The 26366-nt window shown below is 59.8% G+C and carries 27 protein-coding genes and 2 pseudogenes; 17 read left to right on the forward strand and 12 right to left on the reverse strand.

The window, feature by feature from the left end; translation table 11 throughout:
* Positions 1 to 51: 51 nt before the first annotated feature.
* Positions 52 to 1038, forward strand: a complete 987-nt coding sequence (locus IHQ43_RS22055; protein WP_192562091.1) for a hypothetical protein — start codon at positions 52 to 54, stop codon at positions 1036 to 1038.
* A 3-nt stretch (positions 1039 to 1041) separates the two neighbouring features.
* Here IHQ43_RS22055 and IHQ43_RS22060 read toward each other — a convergent pair whose 3' ends face one another.
* The 3 genes from IHQ43_RS22060 to IHQ43_RS22070 all read right to left on the reverse strand — a co-directional run bounded on the left by IHQ43_RS22060 (position 1042) and on the right by IHQ43_RS22070 (position 3915).
* Positions 1042 to 2238 carry a hypothetical protein gene (locus IHQ43_RS22060; protein WP_192562092.1) on the reverse strand — a complete coding sequence of 399 codons (1197 nt, stop codon included), beginning with the start codon at positions 2236 to 2238 and terminating at the stop codon, positions 1042 to 1044.
* A gap of 86 nt (positions 2239 to 2324) precedes the next feature.
* Positions 2325 to 3044 carry a DUF6933 domain-containing protein gene (locus IHQ43_RS22065; RefSeq protein ID WP_192562093.1) on the reverse strand — a complete coding sequence of 240 codons (720 nt, stop codon included), beginning with the start codon at positions 3042 to 3044 and terminating at the stop codon, positions 2325 to 2327.
* Positions 3045 to 3099: 55 nt separating this feature from the next.
* Positions 3100 to 3915 (reverse strand): sulfite exporter TauE/SafE family protein, encoded by an 816-nt coding sequence (locus tag IHQ43_RS22070; protein WP_192562094.1) that lies wholly within the window; start codon positions 3913 to 3915, stop codon positions 3100 to 3102.
* Positions 3916 to 4027: 112 nt separating this feature from the next.
* Here IHQ43_RS22070 and IHQ43_RS22075 point away from each other — a divergent pair, with 112 nt between their 5' ends.
* From IHQ43_RS22075 to IHQ43_RS22085, 3 genes are all read left to right on the forward strand, one after another.
* Entirely contained in the window at positions 4028 to 4795 is a 768-nt protein-coding gene (locus tag IHQ43_RS22075; protein ID WP_192562095.1) for an AraC family transcriptional regulator, read from the forward strand.
* A gap of 93 nt (positions 4796 to 4888) precedes the next feature.
* Positions 4889 to 5206 (forward strand): helix-turn-helix domain-containing protein, encoded by a 318-nt coding sequence (locus tag IHQ43_RS22080; protein ID WP_192562096.1) that lies wholly within the window; start codon positions 4889 to 4891, stop codon positions 5204 to 5206.
* A 43-nt stretch (positions 5207 to 5249) separates the two neighbouring features.
* Positions 5250 to 5570, forward strand: a complete 321-nt coding sequence (locus tag IHQ43_RS22085) for a helix-turn-helix domain-containing protein (protein ID WP_192562097.1) — start codon at positions 5250 to 5252, stop codon at positions 5568 to 5570.
* Positions 5571 to 5619: 49 nt separating this feature from the next.
* On the opposite strand, the gene IHQ43_RS22090 is transcribed toward IHQ43_RS22085, so the two are convergent.
* Together IHQ43_RS22090 and IHQ43_RS22095 are read right to left on the reverse strand one after the other, a co-directional pair.
* Positions 5620 to 7137 carry an amidase family protein gene (locus IHQ43_RS22090; protein ID WP_192562098.1) on the reverse strand — a complete coding sequence of 506 codons (1518 nt, stop codon included), beginning with the start codon at positions 7135 to 7137 and terminating at the stop codon, positions 5620 to 5622.
* Between the two features lie 112 nt (positions 7138 to 7249).
* Positions 7250 to 8323, reverse strand: coding sequence for an MBL fold metallo-hydrolase (locus IHQ43_RS22095; RefSeq protein ID WP_192562099.1), 1074 nt, complete (start codon positions 8321 to 8323; stop codon positions 7250 to 7252).
* Positions 8324 to 8537: 214 nt separating this feature from the next.
* Between IHQ43_RS22095 and IHQ43_RS22100 the strand changes: the two genes are divergently transcribed.
* The 4 genes and pseudogenes from IHQ43_RS22100 to IHQ43_RS29855 all read left to right on the forward strand — a co-directional run.
* Positions 8538 to 9146, forward strand: coding sequence for a TetR/AcrR family transcriptional regulator (locus IHQ43_RS22100; RefSeq protein ID WP_192562100.1), 609 nt, complete (start codon positions 8538 to 8540; stop codon positions 9144 to 9146).
* A 146-nt stretch (positions 9147 to 9292) separates the two neighbouring features.
* Positions 9293 to 10345, forward strand: a complete 1053-nt coding sequence (locus tag IHQ43_RS22105) for a diguanylate cyclase (RefSeq protein WP_192562101.1) — start codon at positions 9293 to 9295, stop codon at positions 10343 to 10345.
* A gap of 264 nt (positions 10346 to 10609) precedes the next feature.
* A pseudogene (locus IHQ43_RS29850) lies at positions 10610 to 11293 on the forward strand (PAS domain-containing protein); the annotation flags it as partial.
* A 108-nt stretch (positions 11294 to 11401) separates the two neighbouring features.
* Positions 11402 to 11839 (forward strand): annotated as a pseudogene (locus IHQ43_RS29855) (methyl-accepting chemotaxis protein); the annotation flags it as partial.
* A gap of 6 nt (positions 11840 to 11845) precedes the next feature.
* On the opposite strand, the gene IHQ43_RS22115 reads toward IHQ43_RS29855, so the two are convergent.
* Entirely contained in the window at positions 11846 to 12787 is a 942-nt protein-coding gene (locus IHQ43_RS22115) for a LysR family transcriptional regulator (RefSeq protein ID WP_192562103.1), read from the reverse strand.
* A 15-nt stretch (positions 12788 to 12802) separates the two neighbouring features.
* Here IHQ43_RS22115 and IHQ43_RS22120 point away from each other — a divergent pair, with 15 nt between their 5' ends.
* Together IHQ43_RS22120 and IHQ43_RS22125 are read left to right on the forward strand one after the other, a co-directional pair.
* Complete coding sequence (locus IHQ43_RS22120; RefSeq protein WP_192562104.1) at positions 12803 to 13510, forward strand: CTP synthase C-terminal region-related (seleno)protein; 708 nt, start codon at positions 12803 to 12805, stop codon at positions 13508 to 13510.
* Entirely contained in the window at positions 13507 to 13821 is a 315-nt protein-coding gene (locus IHQ43_RS22125; protein ID WP_192562105.1) for an antibiotic biosynthesis monooxygenase family protein, read from the forward strand. Before IHQ43_RS22120 ends, IHQ43_RS22125 begins: the two co-directional genes overlap by 4 nt.
* Before the next feature lie 146 nt (positions 13822 to 13967).
* On the opposite strand, the gene IHQ43_RS22130 is transcribed toward IHQ43_RS22125, so the two are convergent.
* Entirely contained in the window at positions 13968 to 14294 is a 327-nt protein-coding gene (locus IHQ43_RS22130) for a DUF2025 family protein (protein WP_192562106.1), read from the reverse strand.
* 218 nt (positions 14295 to 14512) lie between these two features.
* On the opposite strand from IHQ43_RS22130, the gene IHQ43_RS22135 reads away from it, so the two are divergent.
* Together IHQ43_RS22135 and IHQ43_RS22140 are read left to right on the forward strand one after the other, a co-directional pair.
* Positions 14513 to 15640 carry a glycerophosphodiester phosphodiesterase gene (locus IHQ43_RS22135; RefSeq protein WP_192562107.1) on the forward strand — a complete coding sequence of 376 codons (1128 nt, stop codon included), beginning with the start codon at positions 14513 to 14515 and terminating at the stop codon, positions 15638 to 15640.
* A complete protein-coding gene (locus IHQ43_RS22140; RefSeq protein ID WP_192562108.1) occupies positions 15640 to 16323 on the forward strand; it encodes a helix-turn-helix transcriptional regulator in 684 nt (227 codons plus the stop codon). The genes IHQ43_RS22135 and IHQ43_RS22140 overlap by 1 nt, the downstream gene beginning before the upstream one ends.
* A 1-nt stretch (position 16324) precedes the next feature.
* Here the strand turns inward: IHQ43_RS22140 and IHQ43_RS22145 are convergent, their stop codons facing one another.
* Positions 16325 to 17203, reverse strand: a complete 879-nt coding sequence (locus IHQ43_RS22145) for a sterol desaturase family protein (protein WP_192562109.1) — start codon at positions 17201 to 17203, stop codon at positions 16325 to 16327.
* 152 nt (positions 17204 to 17355) lie between these two features.
* Between IHQ43_RS22145 and IHQ43_RS22150 the strand changes: the two genes are divergently transcribed.
* A complete protein-coding gene (locus IHQ43_RS22150) occupies positions 17356 to 17661 on the forward strand; it encodes a PepSY domain-containing protein (protein WP_007951089.1) in 306 nt (101 codons plus the stop codon).
* A gap of 60 nt (positions 17662 to 17721) precedes the next feature.
* On the opposite strand, the gene IHQ43_RS22155 is transcribed toward IHQ43_RS22150, so the two are convergent.
* On the reverse strand, positions 17722 to 18165 hold the full coding sequence (locus IHQ43_RS22155; protein WP_192562110.1) for a hypothetical protein: 444 nt from the start codon (positions 18163 to 18165) through the stop codon (positions 17722 to 17724).
* 112 nt (positions 18166 to 18277) lie between these two features.
* Positions 18278 to 19900, reverse strand: coding sequence for a methyl-accepting chemotaxis protein (locus tag IHQ43_RS22160; protein WP_192562111.1), 1623 nt, complete (start codon positions 19898 to 19900; stop codon positions 18278 to 18280).
* 275 nt (positions 19901 to 20175) lie between these two features.
* On the opposite strand from IHQ43_RS22160, the gene IHQ43_RS22165 reads away from it, so the two are divergent.
* Together IHQ43_RS22165 and IHQ43_RS22170 are read left to right on the forward strand one after the other, a co-directional pair.
* Positions 20176 to 21198 (forward strand): transporter, encoded by a 1023-nt coding sequence (locus IHQ43_RS22165; protein WP_192562112.1) that lies wholly within the window; start codon positions 20176 to 20178, stop codon positions 21196 to 21198.
* A 228-nt stretch (positions 21199 to 21426) separates the two neighbouring features.
* Complete coding sequence (locus IHQ43_RS22170; RefSeq protein WP_192562113.1) at positions 21427 to 23040, forward strand: inorganic phosphate transporter; 1614 nt, start codon at positions 21427 to 21429, stop codon at positions 23038 to 23040.
* A gap of 60 nt (positions 23041 to 23100) precedes the next feature.
* On the opposite strand, the gene IHQ43_RS22175 is transcribed toward IHQ43_RS22170, so the two are convergent.
* Positions 23101 to 23997, reverse strand: a complete 897-nt coding sequence (locus IHQ43_RS22175) for a LysR family transcriptional regulator (RefSeq protein WP_192562114.1) — start codon at positions 23995 to 23997, stop codon at positions 23101 to 23103.
* Between the two features lie 120 nt (positions 23998 to 24117).
* Here IHQ43_RS22175 and IHQ43_RS22180 point away from each other — a divergent pair, with 120 nt between their 5' ends.
* Positions 24118 to 24873: an SDR family NAD(P)-dependent oxidoreductase gene (locus tag IHQ43_RS22180; protein ID WP_192562115.1), complete on the forward strand. Its 756-nt coding sequence runs from the start codon at positions 24118 to 24120 to the stop codon at positions 24871 to 24873.
* A 57-nt stretch (positions 24874 to 24930) separates the two neighbouring features.
* Here the strand turns inward: IHQ43_RS22180 and IHQ43_RS22185 are convergent, their stop codons facing one another.
* Complete coding sequence (locus IHQ43_RS22185) at positions 24931 to 25368, reverse strand: multidrug/biocide efflux PACE transporter (protein WP_192562116.1); 438 nt, start codon at positions 25366 to 25368, stop codon at positions 24931 to 24933.
* Between the two features lie 88 nt (positions 25369 to 25456).
* Here IHQ43_RS22185 and IHQ43_RS22190 point away from each other — a divergent pair, with 88 nt between their 5' ends.
* Positions 25457 to 26311, forward strand: coding sequence for a LysR family transcriptional regulator (locus IHQ43_RS22190; protein WP_192562117.1), 855 nt, complete (start codon positions 25457 to 25459; stop codon positions 26309 to 26311).
* Positions 26312 to 26366: the final 55 nt, after the last annotated feature.

Here is a 26366-nt window from a genome sequence, read left to right on the forward strand (position 1 = left end):
CCTTTTAGCGTCCTACAATAACATTGAAAAATAATTTTTAGAGTTAGGAAAATGAAATTCGACCTCGCCTACTGCCTCAGCCTCGACGACAAGTTGTCGATCTATGACGTTCGCGATCTCAATTTCGATGAGACGGTGGCGTTCGATTCTGCGAAGGAACACTTCCAGTGCCCCAACGACGCCTGTCGTTCGGCGTTCGATGCTTCCAACGAGTTGGGTACGTTCAACGCCAAGAATGTGAATTACGTGCGCACGCCGCACTTCAAGAATCTGCCCGGTACGCAGCATGTGGCGGATTGTCCGTATGTGAGTTTGAAGACGTCGGCGTCGGGGGTTGAGGTAGCGGAGGGGGAAACGGATGACGGGCGTGAGGAGCATTTCCCGTCGGAGTTGTTGTTGACGCGCCGTGAGTATGTGCACAAGCCTGCCGCGCCTGCGGGGGCGGCGGATGTGTTGCGGGATGATCCGGTGCGGGTGGCGACTTCCCCTTCAAAAGAATCGCCGAGTCGTGAGACGGCGCCGGACAAGACCAGTGTCTTCGCTCACCCCGTGGAGTGTTTTGTGTCGAACTTCGCGGACAAGGATTTGCTCAAGCGTATGCCGTTGAAGATTGGCGAGCATACGGCGCCGTACAGTTCGTTCTTCAAGAAGATCGAGTACTTGATGGACAACAAGGGGCTGATTTACTGGGGCCGGATCAAGAAGATCGAGGACTTTCACAGCGCCAGTTTCCGGATCGATTTCGAGGACAAGGTCTGGTTCAAGAAACCGGATGACAGCAAGAAGAAGCCTTATCCGGTCAGTGTCTATCTCAACAAAAAGCTGATCGACAACTACCGCAAGCGCAAGGCGTTTCTGGAAGAGATCAAGCACGCCATTGATAGCGACAAGGAGCTGTTCTGCTTCTTCTATGGTGTGACGCCGGAGTTGAAGCAGGTGCCGGGCAAGAAGAACCCCGAAAAGCCTTTCGAGGTCTTCAATGCCAATATCGAGAACCTGGATCACTTCATTATTCGTGAAGCGCCGGGTCTGGCTTGATGGTCAGCCCTGGGGCAGTTGCAGTTTGACGGCGCCGGGGTGTTGTTTGATCAGGGAGTACGGCAGGACTGACCAGTCCGGCGCATCGCAGGCGCGGGCGACGCGTGCGAAGTAGGCGCCCAGGTACAGGCCTTTCGGGGTGAAGTGCCAGGACGGATAACCCCAGATGCTTTCATCGGTGTAGTCGCAACTGTCTTCATCGCCCTCCGCCGGTTTCTTCATTTCTTTCGGGTAGAGCGCGGTGAGTTGCTTTATCAGCCACGGCACCAGCACTTCGCGCTGGTAAGTCGAGCGCGCTGCACTTTCTTTTTCGTTCAGCGGTTGATCGCCCAGGCTGTCGCGCTCGGCGTGCAGTAGAGGTTTGCCCTCGCCTACCCACAGCACATCTTCCAGCGACAATGGATGGCCAGTGTTCACGTCGATGTTGAGCGGCGAATCGCCGAAGTCCGGATGCGCGCCGCCGCAGTAATAGCTGGTCGAGATATTCAGGCTGACCACGGCTGGCGAGATCAGTTGCGGTTGGGCTTGTTGCATGAACTCGACGTTCTCCCCGCCCTGCAACTGGCAGCCGTGATAGCTGATGACCTCGCTCCACAAGCGCCCGAGCAACTGTTGGTTGACCCGCTGCAGGTCATCTTTCGGCAGGCCGGATTCCACGGTAAACAAGGCAATCTTCGACTCGGGCTCCGTCCACCACTGCAGGGTGTAGCCCATGAAATCTTCTTTCTTCGTGGCTTTGAGCTTGAGCCCCTGTAGCCGCAGATATTCGTACGGTTCGCTGGCGGGCAGCGTGGCGATGAAAGGCAACGTGGTGGAGGTCGGCGCCGCGAGTTTGGCCTCGGAGAGTTGCACCGAAAGCTTTTTGCCCTGAGGGCTTTGCCATTCGCCCTGCCAGCCGTTGGCGGTTTCTTCCAGCTTGAGGGTCGGCAAAGGCTTGTCATCGCCGTAGCGATTGTTGCCCTCGACCAGCGTCAGCGTGCTGTCCTGCAACGCGCCGCTGAGGGGTAAGTCGCGGTGGTATTTCTCGTAGAAGTACCGGCCGGTTACTTCGTCCTGCTGCTGGGTGTTGAGCTCGACCACAATCGGGGTCTTGCCCAGCGTGCCAGTGAACACACGTCTACCATCGTCAGCCTGAGCGGTGGAAAGCAGTGAAAACAACGCGGCGGCAAATGGCGCCAGGCGCAACAGTCCCTTGAGCATGGATCGATCCCTGAGTGAGTCGGAGGTCGCGCCGGGACGTGAGTGCCGGCGCTGGTGAATGCGGGGCGGATTATGGCGGGGGTTGTTTAAGTAATCGAGTTTCGCCGTTTGTACTCTTTCAGCCAAGCTTCCTGCTCGGCTGCTGCGATCTCCCGATAAATTTGCTTGCGCCGGTCCTTGGCCGCTTGAACTTCGTCCTCATCCAGAGCGCAATAACGACGAAGCCAATGAACGGTCATCTCCTCATCCGGGTAGTAGTAACCCTTGGCGCCCTTGCTGTTTCTTGGGGTGTCGTTCATCTGCGCGTCGAACACCATGGCTGCGACTTCGTCAGGCGGTAGACAACCTGCCCCTGCAGCCTTGTCCTGGAAGACCCAGGCAACTTCATCGATGTGTTTCTGTGCGCTGCGATGGCTGCGGCGATAGAACTGCTGCGGTCGACACATCCGCTGGAATCGCTCAATCAACGGTTCAATATCAATCCACTCGGAGAGCCCGTGATGGGTTGCATGAAGCATTACACCGTTGAACCAGCGATCAGCGAATTGCCCCACAAATGCATCCAGATCGGCCTTTTTCATGTCGGCGAAAACCATGCAATAGCGAGTCTTGATATGCATGGCGAAGAGTACATGCTTTCGTTGCACGGTGATCGCATGCACCAGCCACTGCTCGACACCACTGTCCATCTCATCATCTTCGATGGTTGATGATGGCGGGGCGAAATCCACCGGGGTGATCTTTTTGCCCTGGTGGACACGACTGAAGAACTTGCTGGCAGCTTCGGTGCAGTTGAAGATCAGCATCCTTGATCTCTAATAAATACTGGAAGTGGTCGATTATGGGGCTGTCGATTGACGACTACTTAACCGACATTACCACCATCACAATAACCAACAATCCAATATAAACCCAAGCATGCACCCGATCCGGTATCCGCCCGATCCACCGTGTGGCCAGTCGAATCCCCAACATCGAGCCCAGCGTCAGCACCGCAAACGCCAGCAGATCCACATACCCGATAAACCATGGCCCGAGTTCTGTCTCACTGAACCCCGCGATCAGCATGTACGTCAGCGTTCCCGCCAGCGCCACGGGCACGCTCAACGGATTGGCCATCGACGTCGCCTGCGACATGCTCAACCCGCAACGCCGCAACAACGGCACGGTCATGACGCTTCCTCCTACACCGAGAAAGGTTGCGATGGCGCCGATGCCTACACCACCGCCAGAAGTTTCCACTGTTCCCAATCGCCGTGGGATGACGCCTTCAGACTGTGTGAGAAATCCGCGTCGCAGCAGACAGTCGACAATCGTCACGCCGAGGTAGGCGATGAAGGCATAACGGATGACTTCGCCGCTGACCCAGACTGCTGCGATTGCACCGACGACCGAGCCCAATCCGATGAACCCACCCAAGGGCCAAATGTAATCACGGACAAGGTTGCCGGCGCGGCGATGTTTGTCGGTGGCGACCAGGGCGTTGACGATCATCACGCAGGTCGAGGTGGCGACGGCGATGTGCATGGCGGATTGGCTGATCGGGTCGTCGGCGCCGTGGTTCGCGGTGAGCATGCGGTACAGCAGTGGCACGACGACGAAGCCGCCGCCGAAGCCGAAGAGCACGGCGGTGACGCCGGTCAGGCAGCCGAAGAGTGTCAGCAGGAGGTAGAACATGGCGTGTCGTCCGTTGTTTGGGAGCGGTCGACGATAGAGCGGCGGCGCTTGGCCTGCTTCAGCAAGTCAGCCAATAATGTTTGCGTTTACGCCAACTGCCGGGTGCCGCTCGATGCGCAATGTTTCGATCAATCTGCTGGATGACACGCCGCGCCCGGTGGTAGCGATCGGTACGGATTATTCCCACGGCTGTCTGTTGCCACGTCATACGCATCGACGGGCGCAATTGTTGTACGGCGCGACCGGGGTGATGCAGGTCAGCACGCATGACGGCAACTGGGTGGTGCCGCCGCAGCGGGCGGTGTGGATCCCGCCGGGGGTGGCGCATGAGGTGTTGATGCTGGGGGTCAGCACTCGCAGTTTGTATGTCGAGCCGGGGGTGGTGGACCTGGGTGAGCGTTGCCAGGTGATCAGTGTGTCGCCGTTGATGCGGCACTTGCTGATGGAAGCCGTGGAGTTGCCGCTGACCTATGACCTGACCGGGCGCGACGGCGTACTGATCGATCTGTTGCTGCATGAATTGGTGCGCAGTGCACCGTTGCCGTTGCATATCCCGCTGCCGTCTGACGGAAGACTGCTCGAACTGTGTCAGACCTTTCTGCATCAGCCGAATGCCCACCAATCCCCCCAGCAATGGGCCGATCAGCTGCACGTAAGCTTACGCACCTTCAACAGACTGTTTCGTCAGCAGACTGGCCTGAGTTTCAGTCAATGGCGCCAGCGCGCCTGCGTGGTCTTGGCGCTGGCACGCCTGGCGGCGGGTGAAGCGGTAACGCGGATTGCCCTGGATTTCGGCTATGACAGCCCGGCGGCGTTCTCGATGATGTTCCGCCGGATCCTCGGTCAGGCACCGTCCGTCTGGTTGGAGGCGGCGAACTAGGGCAAATCAAAAAATGCGTTTGATCCCGGCCGAAAACAACTGTACAAAAACACAGTACATTTTCCATCAGCACTCTCGAGCCCGGAGCACACCATGGCCTCTTCAGCGATGAACCTCATCCTCGAACGTATCGCCCTTTTCCAGTTCACCCCGACCCATTGCGCCCAGGCCCGAGGGATGTTGGGCTGGAGCATTGAACAGTTGGCGCGAGAGGCCAAGGTTTCAGTAGACGACATTCAGCGGTTCGAAGCGCAACAGGACGTGGCGGATGAGGTGCGGCTGGCGTTGACCTATCGGTTTGAGGCGCAGGGGCTGGTGTTCTTTCCGGGGTTTGCGCCGGGGCGTGGGGGGAATGTCAGAGGTGCGATGCCCACGTCGGTTGATCGCGAAACTTATGCAATGGCTGATTGAAAAGACCCGTTGAGGTCGGCCCACACGCGGAAGGAACTCGAAATTGATTGGAATCGAAGAAAGCAGAGGGAACATCTACGAGGATCTAGAGATACCAAACGCCAATGAGATGAGGATCAAGTCACAGCTTTGCGCAAAGATCGGTGAAATCATCAAAGCGCGTCATCTCACTCAATCTCAAGCTTCTGAAATCCTGGGGTTATCACAACCCAAGCTATCCGAAATGCTGAGAGGAAAATTCCGCGGCATCAGTGAGGCCAAGATGATGGAATGCCTTTCCCACCTCGGCCGAGATGTGCAGATTGTGGTCAAACCGGCCCCCCGCTCTCGCAAAGAGGGCCGAATTGAGGTGGTGTTCGCTTGATACGGCAGTGCTTCAAATAGTCGAAGACAACGCACTGCCAACAAGGTGTTTACTCCTTGAACCCCGGATGCCGCAATTCCATCGAAGCCTGTTCGTAGCTGTATGCCATGGCAAACAACTGTGGCTCGCTCCACTGCTGGCCGTAGAAGAACACGGAGGTCGGCGTGCCGTCATCGCTCATGCCCGAGGGCAAGGTGATTGCCGGGTAGCCTGCGGTGGCAGCGGAGAACTGGGAAAAGCCATCCGATTCGGCGAACAGGGCATCCAGATTGTGCTCACGCACCTGCTCATCGATGGCTTCCTTGAAGTTCTGGCTGATGGTTGTAATCAGTGTGCTCGCCTCCTGATGGGAAAGCGCGGACGCATTGATGGCCTCAAGCATCTCCTGGCCGTATTTCTCTTCACCGGGATTGGCCTGGTTGAAGTCGATCAGCGTCTTCAGGGAATTGATCGGTAAACCCTGGCGGCTGGCGAGATATTCGGGCAGTTCATGTTTCATTCCGCCCATCAGGCCGTTGATGTAGTCATCGATATCCGGAAGGCGCACAGTCAATGGGACCAGCGTGGCGCCCTGCTCCTCCAGAGTTGCCAGAGCCAACAGCATCTCAAGACTCGGGCTCAGCTTCGTATCGTGAGACCCTGTGTACGCGATCGGATAACCGATCCGTTTTCCTCGCAAGGCTTCCTTGGAAAGCAGTGTGGTGTAGTCGACGCCAGTGGGTGCGTCGGCAGTGGCGCTGTCCGAGGCGTCAACGCCCTGTATGACGTTGAACAGCAGCGCGGCATCCCGAACGGTACGAGTAAGCGTGCCCGGCGTGTCTTGCAGGCGGGTGATCGGCACGATGCCGGAGCGGCTGAACAGCCCCAGCGTCGGTTTGACACCGACCACACCATTGGCTGACGCCGGGCAACTGATCGAACCATTGGTTTCAGTCCCCAACGCCAGTGGTGTGAAACCTGCTGCCACCGCTGCCGCTGGGCCGGAACTGGAACCACAGGTGCTTTCACTCAACACATGAGGATTTTTCCCTTGGCCGCCGCGCCCGCTCCACCCCAAGGGCAGAGACATGTCACGCATCCCCGACCACTCGCTCATGTTGGCCTTGCCCAGCAGGATGGCGCCGGCATCGCGCAGTTGTTTAACCGTAAAAGCATCTTGAGCCGCCGGTAGCCCGATCATGGCCATTGAGCCGGCACTGGTTTGCATGCTGTCAGCGGTATCGAAGTTGTCCTTCAACAGCACCGGGATTCCGTGCAACGGGCCACGGCTCTTGCCTTGCGCACGCTCGTTGTCCATCGCGGCTGCGATGTCGAGTGCCTGGGGATTCATTTCGACAATGGCGTTGAGGGTCGGGCCTTGCTTGTCCAGATCCGCAATGCGTGTGATGAGGTGTTGAACCAGTGCGACGGATGTCAATTCGTTGCTGACCATCATCGCACTCAGCTCGCTGGCGCTTGCGTACTCAAGTGCTGCATTGGAAGGCGCCGCGAGGGCAACGCTGCTGGTCAGAGAAAGCAGGATGGCCGGCGCCAGCGCATTCATGCTGCGTTTAAAGCGGAATTTCATTTTCTAATCCTTGTTTAAGCCAATCACGAGTGAGTCATTTCACTCGCGACCAAGCCTACCGAAGCCGCAGGAAACGGCTGTCAGCAACAAGAACCAGTGCCGGTAGGAAAACTCACCCAGCCCTGTAGCCGCTACAAGCAGCACGCCCTTTTTCTGACATCTCTTGTTCCATTTCCAACCACCACGCGTCCCCACGTTGCGGTTGCATCAGGTTGAACGCCTCGCCCATTTTCGGCGTGGTGATCGACACACTGCGCTCCCAGGCCAGCGCAAGAATTCGGTCGAAAGGCTCATGCCAGGCATGCATTGCCAGGTCGAACGTGCCGTTGTGGATCGGGAGCAGCCAGCGGCCCTTGAGGTCGAGGTGGGCTTGCAGGGTTTCCTCAGGTTGCATGTGCACGTAAGGCCATTCGACGTTGTAGGCACCAGTCTCCATCAGGGTCAGATCGAAGGGGCCGTACTGTTCACCAATGCGTTTAAAACCGTCGAAGTAGCCGCTGTCACCGCTGAAGAAAATTCGCGTGTCGCCGTCGATGATCACCCAAGAAGCCCACAGGGTCTGGTTGCCGTCAAACAGGCCACGGCCGGAGAAGTGCTGCGACGGGGTGGCGATGAAGCGGATGCCGGCGACTTCGGTGCCCTGCCACCAGTCGAACTGGCGAACCTTGCCGGCATCGATGCCCCATTTGATCAGGGTGTCGCCGACGCCCAGCGGGGTCAGGAAGACGTTGACCTTGTCCGCCAGTTTCAACACCGCTTCGTAGTCGAGGTGGTCGTAGTGGTTGTGCGACAGGATCACCGCTTCAATCGGCGGCAATTCATCGATGCTGATCGGTGGCTGGTGAAAGCGTTTCGGCCCGGCCCATTGCACCGGCGAGGCACGCTCGGCAAACACCGGGTCGGTGATCCAGAACTTGTCTTGCAGTTTGAGCAGCAAGGTCGAGTGACCGAGGCGGTAAACACTGTGGTTGGGCGCCGCGATCAGGTCCGCGCGGGTCAGTGGCTGTACCGGAATGGCCGCCGCCGGCCGTGTGTTGCGCGGTTTGTGGAAGATCATGTTCCACATGATCCGCAACATCTTGCGCAAACCTTCGCGCTGCACCGGCGCGTGGTTGCGGAATACGCCTTCGGCCTGACGCGAAGGTTCAGGTTTTTGACTGCCCGCAGAAGCAATGGATCTGGCCATGACTGAATGACTCCGGAAACACCGCGCAATTCTCGGCTTTCCACGGTGGGACGATAAATGGCCAAGGCACGCACGCATCAGCCGGACATCTGGTTTTAGGTTGCACCGATTAACGCAACATTACACTGAGCGGTGTACTTTCTAGGTTGCATCAAACCCGATGACAAGTAAACTGCCGAGTGTAATTTCACCCTTTTCCTGCCGAATCGAATTTATGACAGCTCCCCAGCGCCTCACCGACCGTAAACGCGAAGCCATCATCCAGGCTGCGATCGCCGAATTCCGTACCAACGGTTTCGAGGTCACCAGCATGGACAGGATCGCGGCTACCGCCGGGGTATCGAAGCGCACGGTTTACAACCATTTTCCGAGCAAAGAAGAGCTGTTCGCCGAAATTCTCAACCAGTTGTGGGCACGGATCAGCACCGAGCAAGCCGTGTCGTATCAGCCCGATCAGCCTTTGCGCGAACAATTGCGAACGATGCTGCTGGCCAAACTGCAGATGATGGCGGACGACAATTTCATGAATCTGGCCCGTGTCGCCATCGCGGCTGCGATCCACTCGCCCGAACGCGCACAGAACATGGTGGCGCGCATGGGTGAGCGTGAGGAAAGCGTGACCGTGTGGATTCGCGCCGCTCAGGCGGACGGTCGGCTGAAACCGGTCGCCCCGGAATTCGCCGCCCATCAGGTGCAGGGGCTGCTGAAGACGTTTGCCTTCTGGCCGCAGATCTCCCTGGGCCAGCCCTCGCTAGACAGCACCACGCAAAATGCCGTGGTCGACTCTGCACTGGACATGTTTCTGGCCTGCTATCAGCTCTAGATCAGGTCTGCGCCACAGTAAATGGCTCACAAGGACACTGAATTTTCCCGCTGGAATAAATGACAATGTCTGTCATTGACCGATGAACGGTCGCTCTGAAGAATTACACTGCAAAGTGTTTCAGAATAAATCTGGCGCAGAACATCATGGAAAACAAACGCGGCAAAGGCTTGTCATTCGCCAGACGCATTTACCTGCCGCGGGCCATCGGACTGGGCATCGGTTTCTTCAGTGTCGGTGCCGCGCTGTATCCGTTGAACATGCCGGGCTGGCTCTGGGCGCTGTTGCTGTTCAACGGTTTTCTCTGGCCGCACGCGGCCTATCAATGGTCGACCCGCTCGGCTTTTCCCTATCGCGCCGAACGCCGCAACCTGCTCTATGACTCGATGTGCGGCGGTTTCTGGACCGCGTGTTTCCAGTTCAATCCGCTGACCACCGTGACCATCCTGTCGATGATGACCATGAACAACGTGGCCGCCGGCGGCCAGCGTCTGTTCCTGCTCGGCGCCCTCGCCCAGGTGATCGGCGTGCTGCTGGGCTGGTCGGTATTCGGGGTCAAATTCACCCTCACGGCCACACAGACTCAGGTCTGGGCCTGCCTGCCGATGCTGACCCTTTATCCACTGGCACTGGGCATGGTCTGTTACCGGTTGGCGATCAAACTCGCCGAACACAAACGCACCCTGAGCGCCCTGAGCCGCACCGACAGCCTGACAGGCCTGCTCAACCACGGCGCCTGGAAAGACCTGCTGCACCTCAAGTTCCAACAGTGCCGGCAGCACAACTCCCAAGCCATCCTGGCGCTGATCGATATCGATCATTTTAAGTCGATCAACGACAGTTACGGACACATCGTCGGCGATGCCGTGCTACGGCAATTGAGTCACGAGTTGAAATTCGTACTCGACGAAAGCGAGCTGGCCGGACGTTACGGTGGTGACGAGTTCTGCGTGATCCTGCCCAATCTGCCACTGAACAAGGCCGAAGCGCTGATGGAGCAGCTGCGTCAGGCAATGGATCGATACCGCCACCCCGAGGTCCCTGAGCTGCGAGTCAGCCTCAGCATCGGCCTCGCCCGCTATCAACCCGCCTACGCCGACGCCCTCGAATGGTTCGACGATTCCGACAAGGCGCTTTACAGCGCGAAACATGCGGGACGCAATACGATCAACGTTGCGTTGAGCCGCTCCAACGCCTGAAAAACTTGTACAAAATTGAATAAAATCGACTTCTTGTACAAGTTTATAAAGTTTTGTATAAGTGAATCCGTCAGCCGGGATGCTGGCACACTGCTGCCAGCCATCAACATGACTGGTTGGCCGACGCGGAAACAGGGACCCCACCTTCAGCCCTATTTCCAGAGTGCCACGAGCATGTTTTTCAATCGCCACAAGTCCGCCCTCGACGATCTCCAGAACACCCTCACTGAACAAACCGGCCTGCTGGAAGCGATCAACCGCTCGATGGCGGTGATCGAGTTCGACGTCGACGGTGTCGTTCTGCGCGCCAACGACAATTTCCTGAAAACCATGGGTTACACCCGCGAACAGGTGATCGGCCAGGCCCATCGTCAGTTCTGCTCGCCAGAGTTTGCCCGTGGCAATCAGTACACCGAGTTGTGGTCGCGATTGAAAGGCGGCCAATTCCAGTCCGGCACCTTTGAACGTATCGACAGCCAGGGCCGACCGATCTGGCTCGAAGCCAGCTACAACCCGATCAAGGACGCCTCGGGCCGGGTGGTAAAAGTGGTCAAGTACGCCATGGACGTCACAGCCAAAGTGCAGCAGGAGAGCGAAGCCAATGCGAAATTGCAGGCGATCGACCGTGCCATGGCGGTGATCGAATTCGATCTCGACGGCAATATCCTTACCGCCAATCAGAATTTCCTGACACGCATGGGTTACACCCTCGCCGAACTCAAAGGCAAACATCACCGTTTGTTCTGTACCGCGCAACTGGTCAACAGCAGCGCCTATCAGGATTTCTGGCGCAGGCTGAATCAGGGCGAACTGTTTCAGGGCCAGTTCGAACGCATCGACAAACGCGGGCAGACCGTGTGGCTGGAGGCCAACTACAACCCGGTTTACGACGCTGCCGGCCGCTTGTGCAAAGTGGTGAAGTTCGCCTCGGACGTGACCGCCCGGGTCGAGCAGCACGAACAGGATGCGCGCAGCGCCAGCGCCGCTTATCACATCTCGGTGGCCACCCGAAAAGTCGCCGAGCAAGGTACGCAAGTGATTCAGCAAGCGGCCAGTGAAATGCGCGAAATTGCCGACGACATCGCCGAATCCTCAACCTTGATCGCGCAGCTCGGCGAACGCTCCGAGCAGATCACGGCCATCGTCAACACCATCCGCGCGATTGCCGATCAGACCAACCTTTTGGCTTTGAACGCGGCCATTGAAGCGGCACGTGCCGGCGAGCAAGGTCGCGGATTTGCGGTGGTGGCCGATGAGGTACGGCAGCTGGCGGCACGCACCAGCGGCTCGACGGCGGAGATTTCCAACATGATCGGCCTGATCCAGAGTGAGACCCGTCAGGCGATCAAAAGCATGGACGGCACTCGGGGTCGCGCGGCACAGGGTGTCGAACTGGCGGATCAGGCCGGTACGGTGATTTTGCAAATCCGGGACGGCGCCAGCGAAGCCGTGGAGGCCGTGAGCATGTTCGCCAACGACCGTGCACCGGGTTAAACACGATCACGGCAACCGCAACGCCCGCCCCAGTTCATCGAACAGCGTGACCACCGAGCGCAATGCGCGGCAGTCGGGGCGGGTCAGCAGCCACAGCGCGGTGTCGTAACCATGCAACGGTTCGCTCAAGGCTTGCAGGCCCTCGCCGATCAGAAAGTCCGGCAACGCCGCCACGCCCAGTCCGGCGCGGACCAACTCCGTCACCGACAGCATGCTGTTGCAACGATAGCTCGGCGTCACACCGGGCAACTGCTGGCGGCGCCAGGCGACGGTCGGGTGATCGGGCAGGAAGTCGTCCGGGGCGATCCACGTCAGCGCTGCCAGATCGGCCGCTTCAACATTTTGTAGATAACGCTCGCTGGCGCAGACCCGGTAGGAAATCTTCGCCAACTGCCGTCCGACCAGATGCTCCGGCGGTGTACGCGTCAGGCGCAGGGCGATGTCGGCATCGCGGCGGCTGAGGTTGGCAAAATCGTTGGAAGTGCTCAGCTCGATGGTCAGCGCCGGATAGTTCGGCATGAACTGCGCCAGCGCCGGCAACAGCAGACCTTGCAGCACCGAGTCGGTACAAGTCAGGCGCACCGTGCCGCTGACCACTTCGCCGCCCTGCTCCACTCCGATTCGCGCCGCTTCCAAAGCTTGCTCGGCGCGTTCGGCCTGCTCGGCCAGGGTTTGCGCGAGGCTGGTGGGCAAATAACCGGCGCGGCTTTTTTCGAACAGTTGCTGGCCCAGTGACGCTTCCAGTCGGCGCACAGCGCGAAACACCGTCGACACATCGACCTTCAACAGCTGCGCGGCCCGGGCCAGAGAGCCGCCGCGCACTAAAGCGAGGATCAGGGCCAGGTCCGGGAAATCGAGCTGGTATTGCATGGCTGCATTGATCACTTGGGTAAACGCCAATTTCGAGTGCGTGAACGCCAATCTATAGTGAGCGCCATCCCTCAACAAGCACAGCGAGTCCTCATGGAATCCAGAGCCCTGCGCATCGCCCTGATCGGTGATTACGACCCGCAAGTCACCGCCCACCAGGCCATCCCGATCGCCCTTGGTCTGGTGTCGGAACACCTTCGCCACCCGGTCGACTTCCAATGGTTGCCCACCGACCGGATCCTGCCCGAAACACCGCTGGAACATTTCGACGGTTTCTGGTGCGTGCCGGCCAGCCCCTACAAAAGCGAAAAGGGTGCCCTGCGAGCCATCCGCTTTGCCCGCGAGCAACAGCGACCGTTCCTCGGTACTTGCGGTGGTTTTCAGCATGCGGTACTGGAATTTTCCCGCAACGTGCTGGGCTGGGCCGACGCCGAGCACGGCGAAACCTCGCCCGACGCCAGCCGCGCGGTGCTCTCGCCGCTGACGTGTTCGTTGGTGGAAGCGGTGGACAGCATTCATCTGGTGCCCGGTTCGTTGATCGCCAAGGCGTACGAAACGTCGGAGATTCGCGAAGGTTATCGCTGCCGCTACGGTGTGAATCCGCAGTTCGAACGGGAGTTACTGACCCATGAACTACACGCCGTGGGTCACGATTCGGCAGGCGCTCTGCGCGCCATTGAGCTGAAAAACCATGTGTTCTTTGTCGCCACACTGTTCCAGCCGGAACGCGCAGCGCTCAAGGGGCGGTTGCCACCACTAGTGCGGGCGTTTGTTGAAGCCTGCTCGGAGCAATGTCGATGAAACCGAACACTGAGTGTTTCGCAGTGATCTTCACTTCGACCCGTACCGAGGGCGACAACGGCTACACCGAAGCCTCCGAGCGCATGATGGAGTTGGTTGCCGAACAACCGGGGTTTCTCGGCATCGATTCGATCCGGGGGGCAGACGGAGTGGGGATTACGATTTCGTACTGGGAAAGCGAAGCGGCGATTCTGGCCTGGCGCGAGCATCCGGAGCACCGCGTGATTCAGGCGCGCGGGCGGGCCGAGTGGTATTCGGCGTTTCATACGCGGGTGTGTCGGGTGGAGCGGGAGTATCGGTTCGGCCAGTGAGTATTGGGTGTACTCACTGGCCTCATCGCGAGCAAGCTCGCTCCCACAGGTACCGCGTGATCTTGAGAACAGCGCAGTACCCTGTGGGAGCGGGCTTGCCCCGGGCGGCGTTCCGACGAAAGGGCCGGAACAGTCGCAGCAGAACCTCAGCCCTTCACCAGACTACGCACCGCCTCAATCTCCGGCACTTCCCGTTTATTCATATAAACGCGCAACGGCTCGGTAATGTTGATCCGGTCATCGATGTTCTGGTCCAGCAGCAACTGGACCAGCTCACGCTTGAGGGTCATGGTCTGTCCGGTGGCCGGCGCCCAGACGAATTCGCTGCACGGAATGATGCCGTCATCGGCCACGTCCATGCCGAACGAATCCTCACTGAAGCGCACGATGTACTGGCCGGTCTTGCGGTTGAGGCCGACGAAACCCTTGAGATCGTCGGCGGCCTGGCAGATGAGTTGCGATGTGATGCGCATGGTAAACCTCACGAAAAGGATCGATGGTCTACACGCAGGGCAATGAGTGGCTCGCCCTCTGCCGGGGCGGTTGCCGTGGCCAAGCGTACTGCAAACGAACGCACAAAAGTGCGGAAATATTCGCTTTCAGTACGTTTATGTCGGTCTCGCGATAGCACGCTTTCGTTTGAGTTGTTAAAAGGTACATCTTTGAAAATGCCTGCGAAAGGAACTCGATAATGCCCGCCACTTTCACTAAAAGCGCACTGCTGCTGAGCCTGATGCTCGGCCTTGGTCAGGCCCACGCCGCCAGCCAGTCGAGCCCCGTCGCACTGGCCGCCACTCAGGGCATTCCGCACCCGGCGGTGATCGCCCACCGTGGCGCGTCCTTCGATGCCCCGGAATCCACCGCCGCCTCCTACAAACTGGCCCGCGACCTGGGCGCCGATTACCTGGAAATGGACTTGCAGCGCAGCAAGGACGGCGTGCTGTTCGCCCTGCACGACGACAACCTGCAGCGCACCACCGACGTCGCCACCAAGTTCCCGGAGCGCAAGGACAGCCCGGCCAATGCCTTCACCATGGCCGAACTGAAAACCCTCGACGCCGGCAGCTGGTACAACGCCAAGTACCCGGACCGCGCGCGCCCGTCCTACGTCGGTCTGAAGATTCTGACCCTCGACGAAATCATCGACATCGCCCAGGCCAACCCAAAGCACAAACCCGGTCTGTACATCGAAACCAAGGAGCCGAAGCTGTTCCCGGGGATCGAGCATGACCTGAAGGAAAAACTCCAGGCTCGTGGCTGGTTGATTCCGGCGGACGCCAAACCGGCTAAAAACGTCGCCAGCGTCGGCGAGAGCAACGGCAAGGTGATCCTGCAAACCTTCGAGAAGAGCAGCCTGGAAATGCTGCAAAAGGAAATGCCGCAGGTGCCGAAAATCCTGTTGCTGTGGGTCGGCGAAGGCAGCATCGAGCCGAAATCCAAAGTGACCTTTGCCGAATCCGGCGAGAAAGACAAGAACGCGTTCTACGGCAAGCAGGAGCCGAAATCCGAAGCCGAGTTCAAGCAGTGGATCGACTACGCCAAGGCCCAGGGTGCGATCGGCACCGGCCCTTCGGCGAAGCTGACCCACGGCGGCGATCAGAGCTATTCGGATCTGGTTCAGCCATGGATGAACAAGTACACCCACGATCAGGGCCTGCTGGTGCACGTCTACACCGTGGATGAGCCGGTGGACTTCGAGAAAGTCATGGCCTCTGGTGTCGACGGTATCTTCACCAACCGCGCCAGCGAACTGCTGAAGTTCTACAAACGCCCGGCCGCCGCCAGTGTGGATCAGGTGTTGAAGAACAACGGTTTCTGATGCAACCGGACACCCCGTGGACAGGCCGCCTCTGGCTGGGGCACGACCATGGCCTGATCCACGGGATGTCGGGGCGCACTGCGCCCCACTCCCACTATGCGCACCAACTGATGCTTGCCCCTGACCGCCCGGTGACTGTGCTGGTCGAGGACAACCCCGTCACCACTTCCCGCCTGCTGATTGCCTCGCAGACTCGGCATGCGATTGTCGAGGCGCCGGATCCGGTACTCACCATTTATGCCGAACCGTTGCGGTTTGATGCCGAGACATTGCGCAATGCGCTGTTCGACATCGAGTGGTCGCTGTCGACACTGAATCACGCCATTGGCCAATGCCCGCGTCGCCCTCTGAATGACCCGCGAATCGAACGGGCCCTCGCCAATGTCGATGCTTCGCTGTCGAGTAAAGTCGCCGCCAGCGCCGTGGCCGATTCCGCCCATGTGTCGCTGAGTCAGTTGCAGCGGTTGTTCGTCAGTCATGTCGGTTTGCCGGTGCGGCGACTGGTCTTGTGGCGGCGATTGCGGCTGGCGATGGGGTTGATAATCGCCGGCAGCCCGGTAACCGACGCCGCACACGCCGCCGGGTTTGCCGATTCGGCGCACTTCTCCCGCAGCCTGAAAAAACTCTTCGGCGTGACTGCGCGACAGGCGTTGCAGCACATCGAATTGCGCCTGCTGGATTGACTCAACGTCTCAAACCGTCCGGCACTTTCGGTTCCTTGCCCAGCACTGCCGGTTCGAACGGATCGAGCAACTGCGCCACGTAGTTACGGGGAAAATCCGGACGACTGCCGATGCCCAGATCGCCCTCGCGGATCCGGTAATCCTCGGTGTAAAAACCGGTCCCCAGCAGCCAGTCCCAAAGAGTAAAGAACAGTCCGAAATTGACGTCGCCGGCGCGCCCGTACTTCATGTGATGAAACCGGTGCAGCGGCGCCCAGGCAAAGATCCAGCGCAACGGGCCGACGCGCATGTCGACGTTTGAATGCTGCAGCAACAGCTGGATCGCAATGGCGAACGCCAGCAACACCGCCACCTCGGACGGAATGCCCAGCACCAGCAACGGCAACAGCCCCGCCGTCGCCTCCAGCAGTTGATGCAGCGGATGTTTCATCAAACCGTTGAACCCGTAGAGCCGCTCGACGCTGTGATGAATCGCATGCAACCGCCACATCCAGGGCACGCGATGGCTGGCGTAATGCATCAGGCTCACACCGGCATCGGCGATGAAAATCGCCAGCGCCACTTGCAGCCAAAGCGGCCAGTTCGACGGCCACGCACCGTCAATTGCCAGCAGCGCCACCAGCCCCGGCAATGCCAGCAGGCCGAGGGCATTCAGCGCTTCGTTGACCAGCGCGTGCAGGAGGTCGCGACGACGATCACCGGCGGGTCGATTCCAGTTCACTTCATAAGGCAGCAGCCATTCGGCCGCGAACGATACCGCCAGCGCTAAAACAAAAAGCGGCAACAACCACAGCAGCGAATGCCCCGCCAACCCTGTTGCGCCGCCAATAAATCCAGCCCAGAACAACGGCGCGTACAACCACGAAAAGATGCGTTTCATGTCCACCTCCTTTAATTGAAAGCAGAGCATGAAAGTTGCCGGCGAACGGCGATTGAACAAACGACGCAAACCCGTCCGGCATTTTTAAGGGTGAATTAAGTTGCAGCGATTAACCTGAACTCACTTAAACGAATCACCCAAAGGAATAACCGATGAAAACTTTGACTGCCCTGTTTACCGCTGCCGCCCTGACCCTCACCGCTGGCCTTGCCCAGGCTGACGTTCGCGTTGACCAGATCCCGCAACTGGTCAAGGAAGGCAAGATCAAGTCGTTGGAGTCGATGAACGAACAAGCGCTGAAACTGCATCCGGGCGCGACCATCACCGACACCGACCTGGATAACCACTTCAATGGTTATGAGTATGAAGTTGAATTGCGTACTGCTGACGGTAAAGAGTTCGATGTGGACTTTGATGCAACGACTGGCAAGGTGCTGACCAACAAGCAAGACACTTGATTGGCTGATAAAACAAAGCCGCACGACTATTGAATCGTGCGGCTTTTTTGTGCCCGCAACTTATGCGGAGGTACTGACCAGCGAACCAGACGTACTCGAATCCGAATCCTGCAACGCCGCCAACAACGCCGCTGTCGCCGTCTGCAACGAAGCCGACGTTGTCGCGATCTGCGACTGCGCAGCCGCGACATTCGCAGCCTTGGCTTCCTCACTTTCCTGCTTGGCTTGGGCCGCTTGCAGCGCCTGCTGTTCTTCCTGCAACTGCTTCTGCAACTCGGCAATCTGCTTGCGCAGTTCTTTCACCGTGTCCGATTCATCGCTGCTGGAGCTGCTGTCCTCCGCCGGCGCCGCACCGCCGCCCGCCGCGACTTTGCTGGTATCAGCCTTCACACCGGTGCTGGCCGCCGCGGTGGTCGAGGTGTCGTCGCCGGTGTCGGCAATCGAGGTCTTGCTGGTGGGCGTGGTGACGGTCTGATTGATCGAAACAGACGTGATGCTGACCATGGGAAATCTCCAATGCCGGTTATAGATAACCGGCCATCGGCGGCGGTCTGCACGAATTGAGATCGACTGTGTACCGACTCGGTATCCGAACCGGTACACACTCACTGACCGGTCAGACACTCAGGCGAGCGGTGACATCGTTCAGTTGGCCAGACAGGCCGTGCAGGTTCTGGCTGGCGCTTTCGGTGCGCTGCACGTTGTCGAGGTTGGTGCTGGCGATCGAGGTGATCTCGGTCAGGTTGCGCGAGATGTCTTCGGCGACCGAGGTCTGTTCCTCGGCGGCGGTAGCGATCTGACGGTTCATGTCGCGGATCGCTTCCACTGCATGGGTGATGCGCTCGAGCATGGCGCCGGCCTGGGTCACTTGCTCGACGCTTTCATCGCTGCGGGTCTGGCCGCTGTCGATGGCCTGGGCCGCATCCACCGCGCCGGTCTGCACGCTGTGGATGATCTGATTGATTTCGATAATCGACTCCGCCGTACGCTGCGCGAGGTTGCGCACTTCGTCGGCCACCACCGCAAAACCGCGCCCGGCTTCACCGGCGCGGGCCGCTTCGATGGCGGCGTTGAGCGCCAGCAGGTTGGTCTGTTCGGCGATCCCGCGAATCACTTCCAGTACCTTGCCGATCCGGCCGCTGTCGGCTTCAAGACGACGGATCACCGTGGCGGTGTTGGCGATTTCGCCGCGCATCTGGGTGATGCTGTGGATGGTGCTCTGCATGACCTTCTCGCCCTGTTGCGCGGACTGGTCGGCATCGTCGGCAGCACGCGCCGCGTCGGCCGCATGACGGGCGACTTCCTGGGCGGTGGCGGACATTTCGTTCATCGCCGTGGCCACCTGATCGGTGCGGTTGAACTGCTCGTTGGTGCCGCCGGCCATCAGCGTGGCGATGGCGTTCAACTCGCCGCTGGCGCTGTCCAGATCCTTGGCGCTGCGTTGCAGATGGTTGAAGGTTTCGGCGAGGAAATCGCGCAGGGTGTTGGCGGCGGCGGCGAGGTTACCCAGCTCGTCCTGACGGTCACTGGCCACGCGCTCGACCAGCCGGCCCTTGCTCAAGTGGGTGACGTAGTCGATGAGTTTGCGGATCGGCTCAACCAGGTTGCGGTTGACCAGCCACAGGCTCAGCAAACCGATCAGCAAGCCCGACGCGAGCATCACCAGCAGCCCCAGCCACACGGTGCGATCGGCACTGGCGCTGATCTGCGCCGATTGCTCGGTGCCCTGCTTGCGCAACTCGGCTACCAGCTCACTCATCTGGTCGCTGGCGGCACGGTCGACGCCTTTGACGGCGGCGTCGCCCGCAGTCGGATCGGCACCGGCAGCGACGTAGGCATCGCGGCCCTTCTGGTACGCAGCGCCGAGCAGACGATGTTCTTCGCGCAGACGCTCAATGCGGGTTTTCAGCGCAGGCTCGAGGCCTTTCTGGTTGGCCAGCTCCCCGAGGATGCCCTGCACATCGCGCTGACGGTCTTCGAACTGGCCCCAGTACTTGGCCAGATCCGCCGGTTGCTTGCCGCGCAGCAGGACGTTTTTCCACTCCTGGACCTGCACCTTGAATTGCAGGTTGGCTTCGTCGATCAGTTGCGAGGTGTGCAAGGGGCCGGCGATCAACTGGCTGTAACTCTGCACGCCGTTGGACAGGAAGTGAAAGCAGGCCAGCGCGATCAACAGCATCGCCAGCAGGCTGCCGCTCAGCAGGGCGAGAATTTGCGCTCTCAGGGATTTTTGCAGCATCGCAGGTACTCGGGACAGGGATGAGGCACGTCCGGTAAGACGTGATTTTTTGGCCGGACATCCGTGTCGGCGGACCTTGGCTCTTGGCCGAAGGCGCGCAACCTAACTCATGCGTGATCGGCGTGCCAGAGCCCTTCTTGAGAAAAATCCGACCGCCGGTAACGCATTGATTTGACGTCATTTTGCTGTCACACAAACGTCATGTGACATTGCGATGATGCGGCTCAGGTGAATCTGCAAATCCCGCGACAGACGCCTCCTCGCAGCGAGCCTTCATGAACCACAGCCTCGATATCAGCCATCGTGATCCTGACCTGTTCGGCCTGCTTTACGGCTTTCGGTTTCGCCCCGGTGAACGCGGGCGCGAGGTGGATTCGGCAACCGCCCTGCGCTGCCTGCAAGACGACAGCGAGGGCGATGAATTTCTCTGGCTGCACCTGAACCTGGCCCATGCCGCGTGCGAGCGCTGGATGAAAAGTCATCTGCAATTGCCCGAAGAGTTTTTCGAAGCACTGCACGAAGGTTCGCGCTCGACCCGCATCGAGCATGTCGATTCGGCGTTGCTGGCGGTGGTCAACGACGTGGTGTTCAACCTCAGCAGCATGGTGTCGTCGGACGTGTCGACGCTGTGGGTCTGCGTGCGCAGCAAACTGATCGTCAGTGCGCGCCTGCAACCGTTGCACTCGGTGGACAAGCTGCGGTCGTCGGTGAAGTCCGGCGAGTGTTTTCGTTCGCCGCTGGAACTGCTGGTGCATCTGCTGCGCGATCAGGGCGAAGTGCTGACCCAGATCGTGCGCAAGACCAGCATGAGCGTCGATCAGGTCGAAGACGAATTGCTGTCCTCGCGACTGTCGACCAACCGCGCCGAACTCGGTGCCAACCGGCGGGTGCTGGTGCGCCTGCAACGGCTGCTGGCGCTGGAACCGGGCTCGCTGCTGCGCCTGCTCAACCGGCCGCCACCGTGGTTGCAGAAGGAAGACGTGAAGGAGCTGCGCAAGTCCACCGAGGAGTTCGCGCTGATCATCAACGACCTCACCGCCCTGGGCGAGCGGATCAAGCTGTTGCAGGAAGAGATCGCCGCCAACCTCAACGAACAGAGCAACCGCACGCTGTTCACCCTGACCGTGGTCACGGTGCTGGCGTTGCCGATCAACATCATTGCCGGTTTCTTCGGCATGAACGTCGGCGGTGTGCCGCTATCTACCGATCCGGAAGGGTTCTGGATTCTGGTGGCGCTGGTGGCGACGTTCACCGTGATTGCCGGGCGCTGGGCGTTTCGCAAGCGGCGGGATTACTAAGAGCCGATCTCCTGTGGGAGCGAGCTTGCTCGCGAATGCGGACACCCGGATGACATCTCCTTTGCTGACACACCGCAATCGCGAGCAAGCTCGCTCCCACAGTGTTACTGGCTGAATTCGGATCAGTGGATCGGCTAATAGACCGAACACTGATCTGTCGCAGCCTCTCTGTAATATTTAGCAACGATCATGGGCGACACTCCTTCCCCCGCTCAGGATTGTCCTCCCATGGCTACTCCCTCCCTGACCGCCAGCCCGACCCCTGCCTCCAGCGGCAGACCGGCGCTCGACAAGAAAACCGGCCCCTTCACTTACGTGGTGTTCTTCGCCGTGCTGGCCATGGGGATGCTGTTCACCGCCTACAGCCTGATGCACGACATGCACGAACTCGGCACGGTGGTCACCACCTGGACCCCGTTCCTGCTGCTCGGCGTGGCGTTGTTGATCGCACTGGGTTTCGAGTTCGTCAACGGTTTCCACGACACCGCCAACGCCGTCGCCACGGTGATCTACACCCACTCGCTGCCGCCGAATGTGGCCGTGGTGTGGTCGGGTTTCTTCAACTTCCTCGGGGTGCTGCTGTCGAGCGGCGCGGTGGCGTTCGGCATCATTGCGCTGCTGCCGGTGGAGCTGATTCTGCAAGTCGGCTCGTCCGCCGGTTTCGCAATGATTTTCGCCCTGTTGATCGCAGCGATCCTGTGGAACCTCGGCACCTGGTGGCTGGGCCTGCCGGCCTCGTCGTCGCACACGCTGATCGGTTCGATCATCGGCGTCGGCGTGGCCAATGCCTTGATGCATGGCCGCGACGGCACCAGCGGTGTGGACTGGGCCCAGGCGACCAAGATCGGTTACGCGCTGCTGCTGTCGCCGCTGGTGGGTTTCGGTTGCGCTGCGCTGTTGCTGCTGGCGCTGCGTGCGTTCGTGAAGAATCGCGCGCTGTACAAGGCGCCGGAAGGCAATACGCCGCCGCCATGGTGGATTCGCGGTCTGCTGATCCTGACCTGTACCGGCGTGTCCTTTGCCCACGGCTCCAACGACGGCCAGAAAGGCATGGGCCTGATCATGCTGATTCTGGTCGGCACCCTGCCGATGGCCTACGCACTGAACCGCACCATGCCGGAAGAACAGTCGCTGCAATTCGCCGCCGTCGCCCAAGTGACCCAGCAAGCACTGGTGAAAAGTGCGCCACTGCCGGCACCGGCCGATCCACGCGCAGTGCTCTCCGACTACGTGCGCAGCAAGGAAGCCACGCCGCAACTGATCCCGGCCCTCGCCGCCCTGACCGGGCACATCGGTGAAGAAGTCAAAGGGTACGGTTCGCTGGCGAAAGTCCCGGCCGAGGCCATGGGCAACGTGCGTAACGACATGTACCTGGCCAGCGAAACCATTCGCCTGATGGACAAGAACAAGGTCGGCACCTTCGACGCCGACACCAGCGGCAAGCTGCAACTGTTCAAGCAACAGATCGACAACGCCACCCGGTTCATTCCGCTGTGGGTGAAGATCGCCGTGGCGATTGCCTTGGGGCTGGGCACCATGGTCGGTTGGAAGCGGATCGTGGTCACGGTCGGCGAGAAAATCGGCAAAACCCACCTGACCTACGCCCAGGGCGCTTCGGCTGAAACCGTGGCGATGCTGACCATCGGCGCCGCCGACATGTTCGGCTTGCCGGTATCGACTACTCATGTGCTGTCCTCTGGCGTGGCCGGGACCATGGTCGCCAACGGTGGCGGCTTGCAGATGAAGACCATCCGCAATCTGCTGATGGCGTGGGTGCTGACCTTGCCGGCGGCGATTCTGCTGTCGGGCAGTCTTTACTGGCTGTTTACCCAGATTTTCTGATCGACATTGATCAACCTTGTGGGAGCGAGCCTGCTCCCACATTTGATCTGTGCAGAGCTGTTAAAGCGTCGAACGAATCAAATCCCCCAGCCAGTCCATGAACACCCGCACCCGCAACGGCAGATGCCGCTGCCTCGCGTACAACAGTGAAATGCCCATCGCCGGCGCGGTGTATTGCGGCAGCACGGTGACGATCTCGCCACTGTCCAGATAGGTATTCATCCCGGTACGCGGCACCTGGATCAGACCGAATCCACCCAGGCACGCCGACTCGTAGGCATCGGTGCTGTTGACCGTCACGCTGCCGGCCATTGGCACGCGGTGGACCTGCCCGTCCTGCTCGTAGACAAACCCTTCCGAACGCGAACCCAGCACACCGACGTAGTGCACCAGCCGATGCTGCGCCAGGTCTTCCAGAGCCTGCGGCACGCCGTAGCGCTCCAGATACGCAGGGCTGGCACAGTTGATCATGCTGAAATCCCCCAGATGCCGCGCCACCACGGATTGATCCGGCTGCGCGCCGATGCGCACCACGCAATCGAAACCTTCGGCGAGCAGGTCAACCCGGCGATCGGTGCTGCTGATTTCCAGCTCAAGGTTCGGATGCCGGGCCATGAATTCCGGCAACTTCGGCATGATCAGCCGCCGCGACAGAATGTTCGGCATATCGACCCGGATCCGCCCGGTCAGCGACGCTTCGTCCTGGCGGAACAGGTTCTCGATTTCGTCCATGTGCGACAGCAGATCCTTGCTCCGCTCGTACAACGCGAGGCCGTCCTGAGTCGCCTGGACCTTGCGCGTGGTGCGTTGCAGCAGACGTGTGCCGAGCAGGCTTTCCAGCGCCTGCACCTGCTCGGACACCGTTGAACGCGGCAGCCCCAGACTCTCCCCCGCCATCGTGAAACTCGACAATTCGCTGACCCGGACAAAGGTGCGCAGCAGTTCCAGTTTGTTCATGGGCCACCCATTGATTGTTCGGACAATCCGACCAGTGATTCCGGTTTAAGTCTGTTTATCACCTCATGGCGGATAAATAAACTTTGCTGCATCAACCGTCACTGCTCTCGAGGAAATCCCATGAACCGCAAAATCGCATTGATCACCGGTGCCAGCCGTGGCCTCGGCAAGAACGCCGCCCTGCACCTCGCCGGCCAAGGTGTGGACATCATCGGCACCTACAACAGCCGCGCAGATGAAGCGCAGTCGTTGGTCGCAGAATTGAAAAACCTCGGCGCCAATGCCGTGATGCTGCAACTGGATGTCGGCCGCAGCGAAGGCTTTGCCGAGTTCGCCGTGCGGGTCGAGCAGGCGCTGCAACAGCTGGAGCGTCCGCGCTTCGATTTCCTGATCAACAACGCCGGGATCGGTGTTCATGCATCGTTCGCCGACACCACGCCGGAGCAGTTCGACCTGCTGATGAATGTGCAGTTGAAAGGGCCGTTTTTCCTGACTCAGCAACTGCTGCCGCTGATCAACGATGGCGGGCGGATCATCAACATCTCCAGCGGTCTGGCCCGCTTCACTCTGCCGGGTTATGCCGCCTACGCGGCGATGAAAGGCGCGATGGAAGTGCTGACCCGTTATCAGGCCAAGGAGCTGGGCGCGCGGCAGATCGCGGTGAATATCCTGGCACCGGGCGCCATCGAAACCGACTTCGGCGGCGGCGCGGTGCGCGACAATTCGGCGCTGAACGCAATGGTAGCCAGCAACACCGCGCTGGGCCGTGCCGGGCAGCCGGATGACATCGGTGGTGCGCTGGCACTGTTGCTGTCGCCGGGGGCGCAATGGATCAACGGTCAGCGGATTGAAGCGTCGGGCGGGATGTTTCTCTAAACCCGGCAAAATCCCGGACAAAAAAATCGCAGCCCTCACAGGCGGCGATTTTTTGTTTCAACTCTGGCAAGCGCTGCGCATCACCAGCCGCTCGCGCACTACGTCATAACCCCAGTGGTAGACGTAGGTGTACGGCAGGAAGAACAGCAGCACGCCGATGTCGAGCAGGAACGCCTGCCACAGGCTGACCGACAGCCACCAGGCAATCAGCGGCACGCCCATCACGATCAACCCGCCCTCGAACAGCAGCGCGTGCGCCACCCGCACCCAGGCGTTGTGGGCGATGTTCCAGCGCTTGAGCAGGCGGTCGAAGAAGCCGTTGAACACCACGTTCCAGCCCAGGGCCAGCATCGCGATGGCGATAGTGACGGCGCCCATTTCGACCAGCGGTTTGCCCATGATCCACGCCAGCAACGGGGTACAGATCAGGATCGCCAGCAGTTCGAAACCGATGGCCTGGAAGATACGTTCAGTGATGGATTTGTTGGCAGTCATGGCCGAGTTCCTCTGTGAAGATGGTTGCCATGATCCAGCACGACACCGATACTTCATAACCAATAACCATCGATCAAGGCGATAGTTCATGGCTTCTCAGGAAGTGTTGCTGGCATTTGTCCAGGCGGCGACTCAAGGCTCTTTTTCGGCAGCGGCGCGCAAACTCGGGCGCAGTCAGTCGACGGTGAGTGCGGCGGTGGCCAGTCTTGAGATCGATCTGGACCTGATCCTGTTCGACCGCAGCAGCCGCAAACCGACGTTGACTCCGGCCGGGCACGTGATGCTGCAACGGGCAGAGGCGATTCTGTCGGCCACCAGCCGACTGGAAATGACTGCCCGGCAATTGGCCCAAGGTGTTGAGCCGAAACTCACGGTGGCGATTTCCGACACTTATCAGTCCGACCGCTTCGAAGCGGCACTGGTGGGCTTCGAGCAGCGATATCCGGATCTGGAACTGGAATGCCTGATCGCCGAGTGCGATGACCTGATCGAACTGGTGCAGCGCGGTCGGGCGCATCTGGCATTCGCCGAGATGCAGGACAGTTATCCACCAGATCTGGCGACCGCGACCGTCGCCGAGCGGACGGAAATCGCTTTGTTCGTCGGTCGTGGACATCCATTGGCGACGCAGGAATCCATCGATCAAACGGCCCTTGAACAACATCGCGAGCTACGCTTGGCAACCATCGTCAATCCCTATGACAGTCGCGGCAAAGGCCGGGTGTGGTCGGCGCCGAGTTATCTGATGCTGCTGGAGATGGCCGAAAAAGGCTTCGGCTGGGCGCCGCTGCCGCGATGGCTGGTGGAACGTTTTGGCAATGATCTGCTGGTTGAGCTGAAGGTGCGCGGCTGGCCGAAACCGGTGTTCGTCGATGCGCTGTGGTCGCGGCTGTACCCGCCGGGGCCGGCGGGGAGCTGGTTGCTCAGCAAGATGCTGGAATAGCGGCGCCCTCAATCGCTGGCAAGCCAGCTCCCACACTGGATTTGTATCGCTCACA

Origin of the sequence: Pseudomonas gozinkensis, assembly GCF_014863585.1 — a bacterium.
Classification (GTDB): domain Bacteria; phylum Pseudomonadota; class Gammaproteobacteria; order Pseudomonadales; family Pseudomonadaceae; genus Aquipseudomonas; species Aquipseudomonas gozinkensis.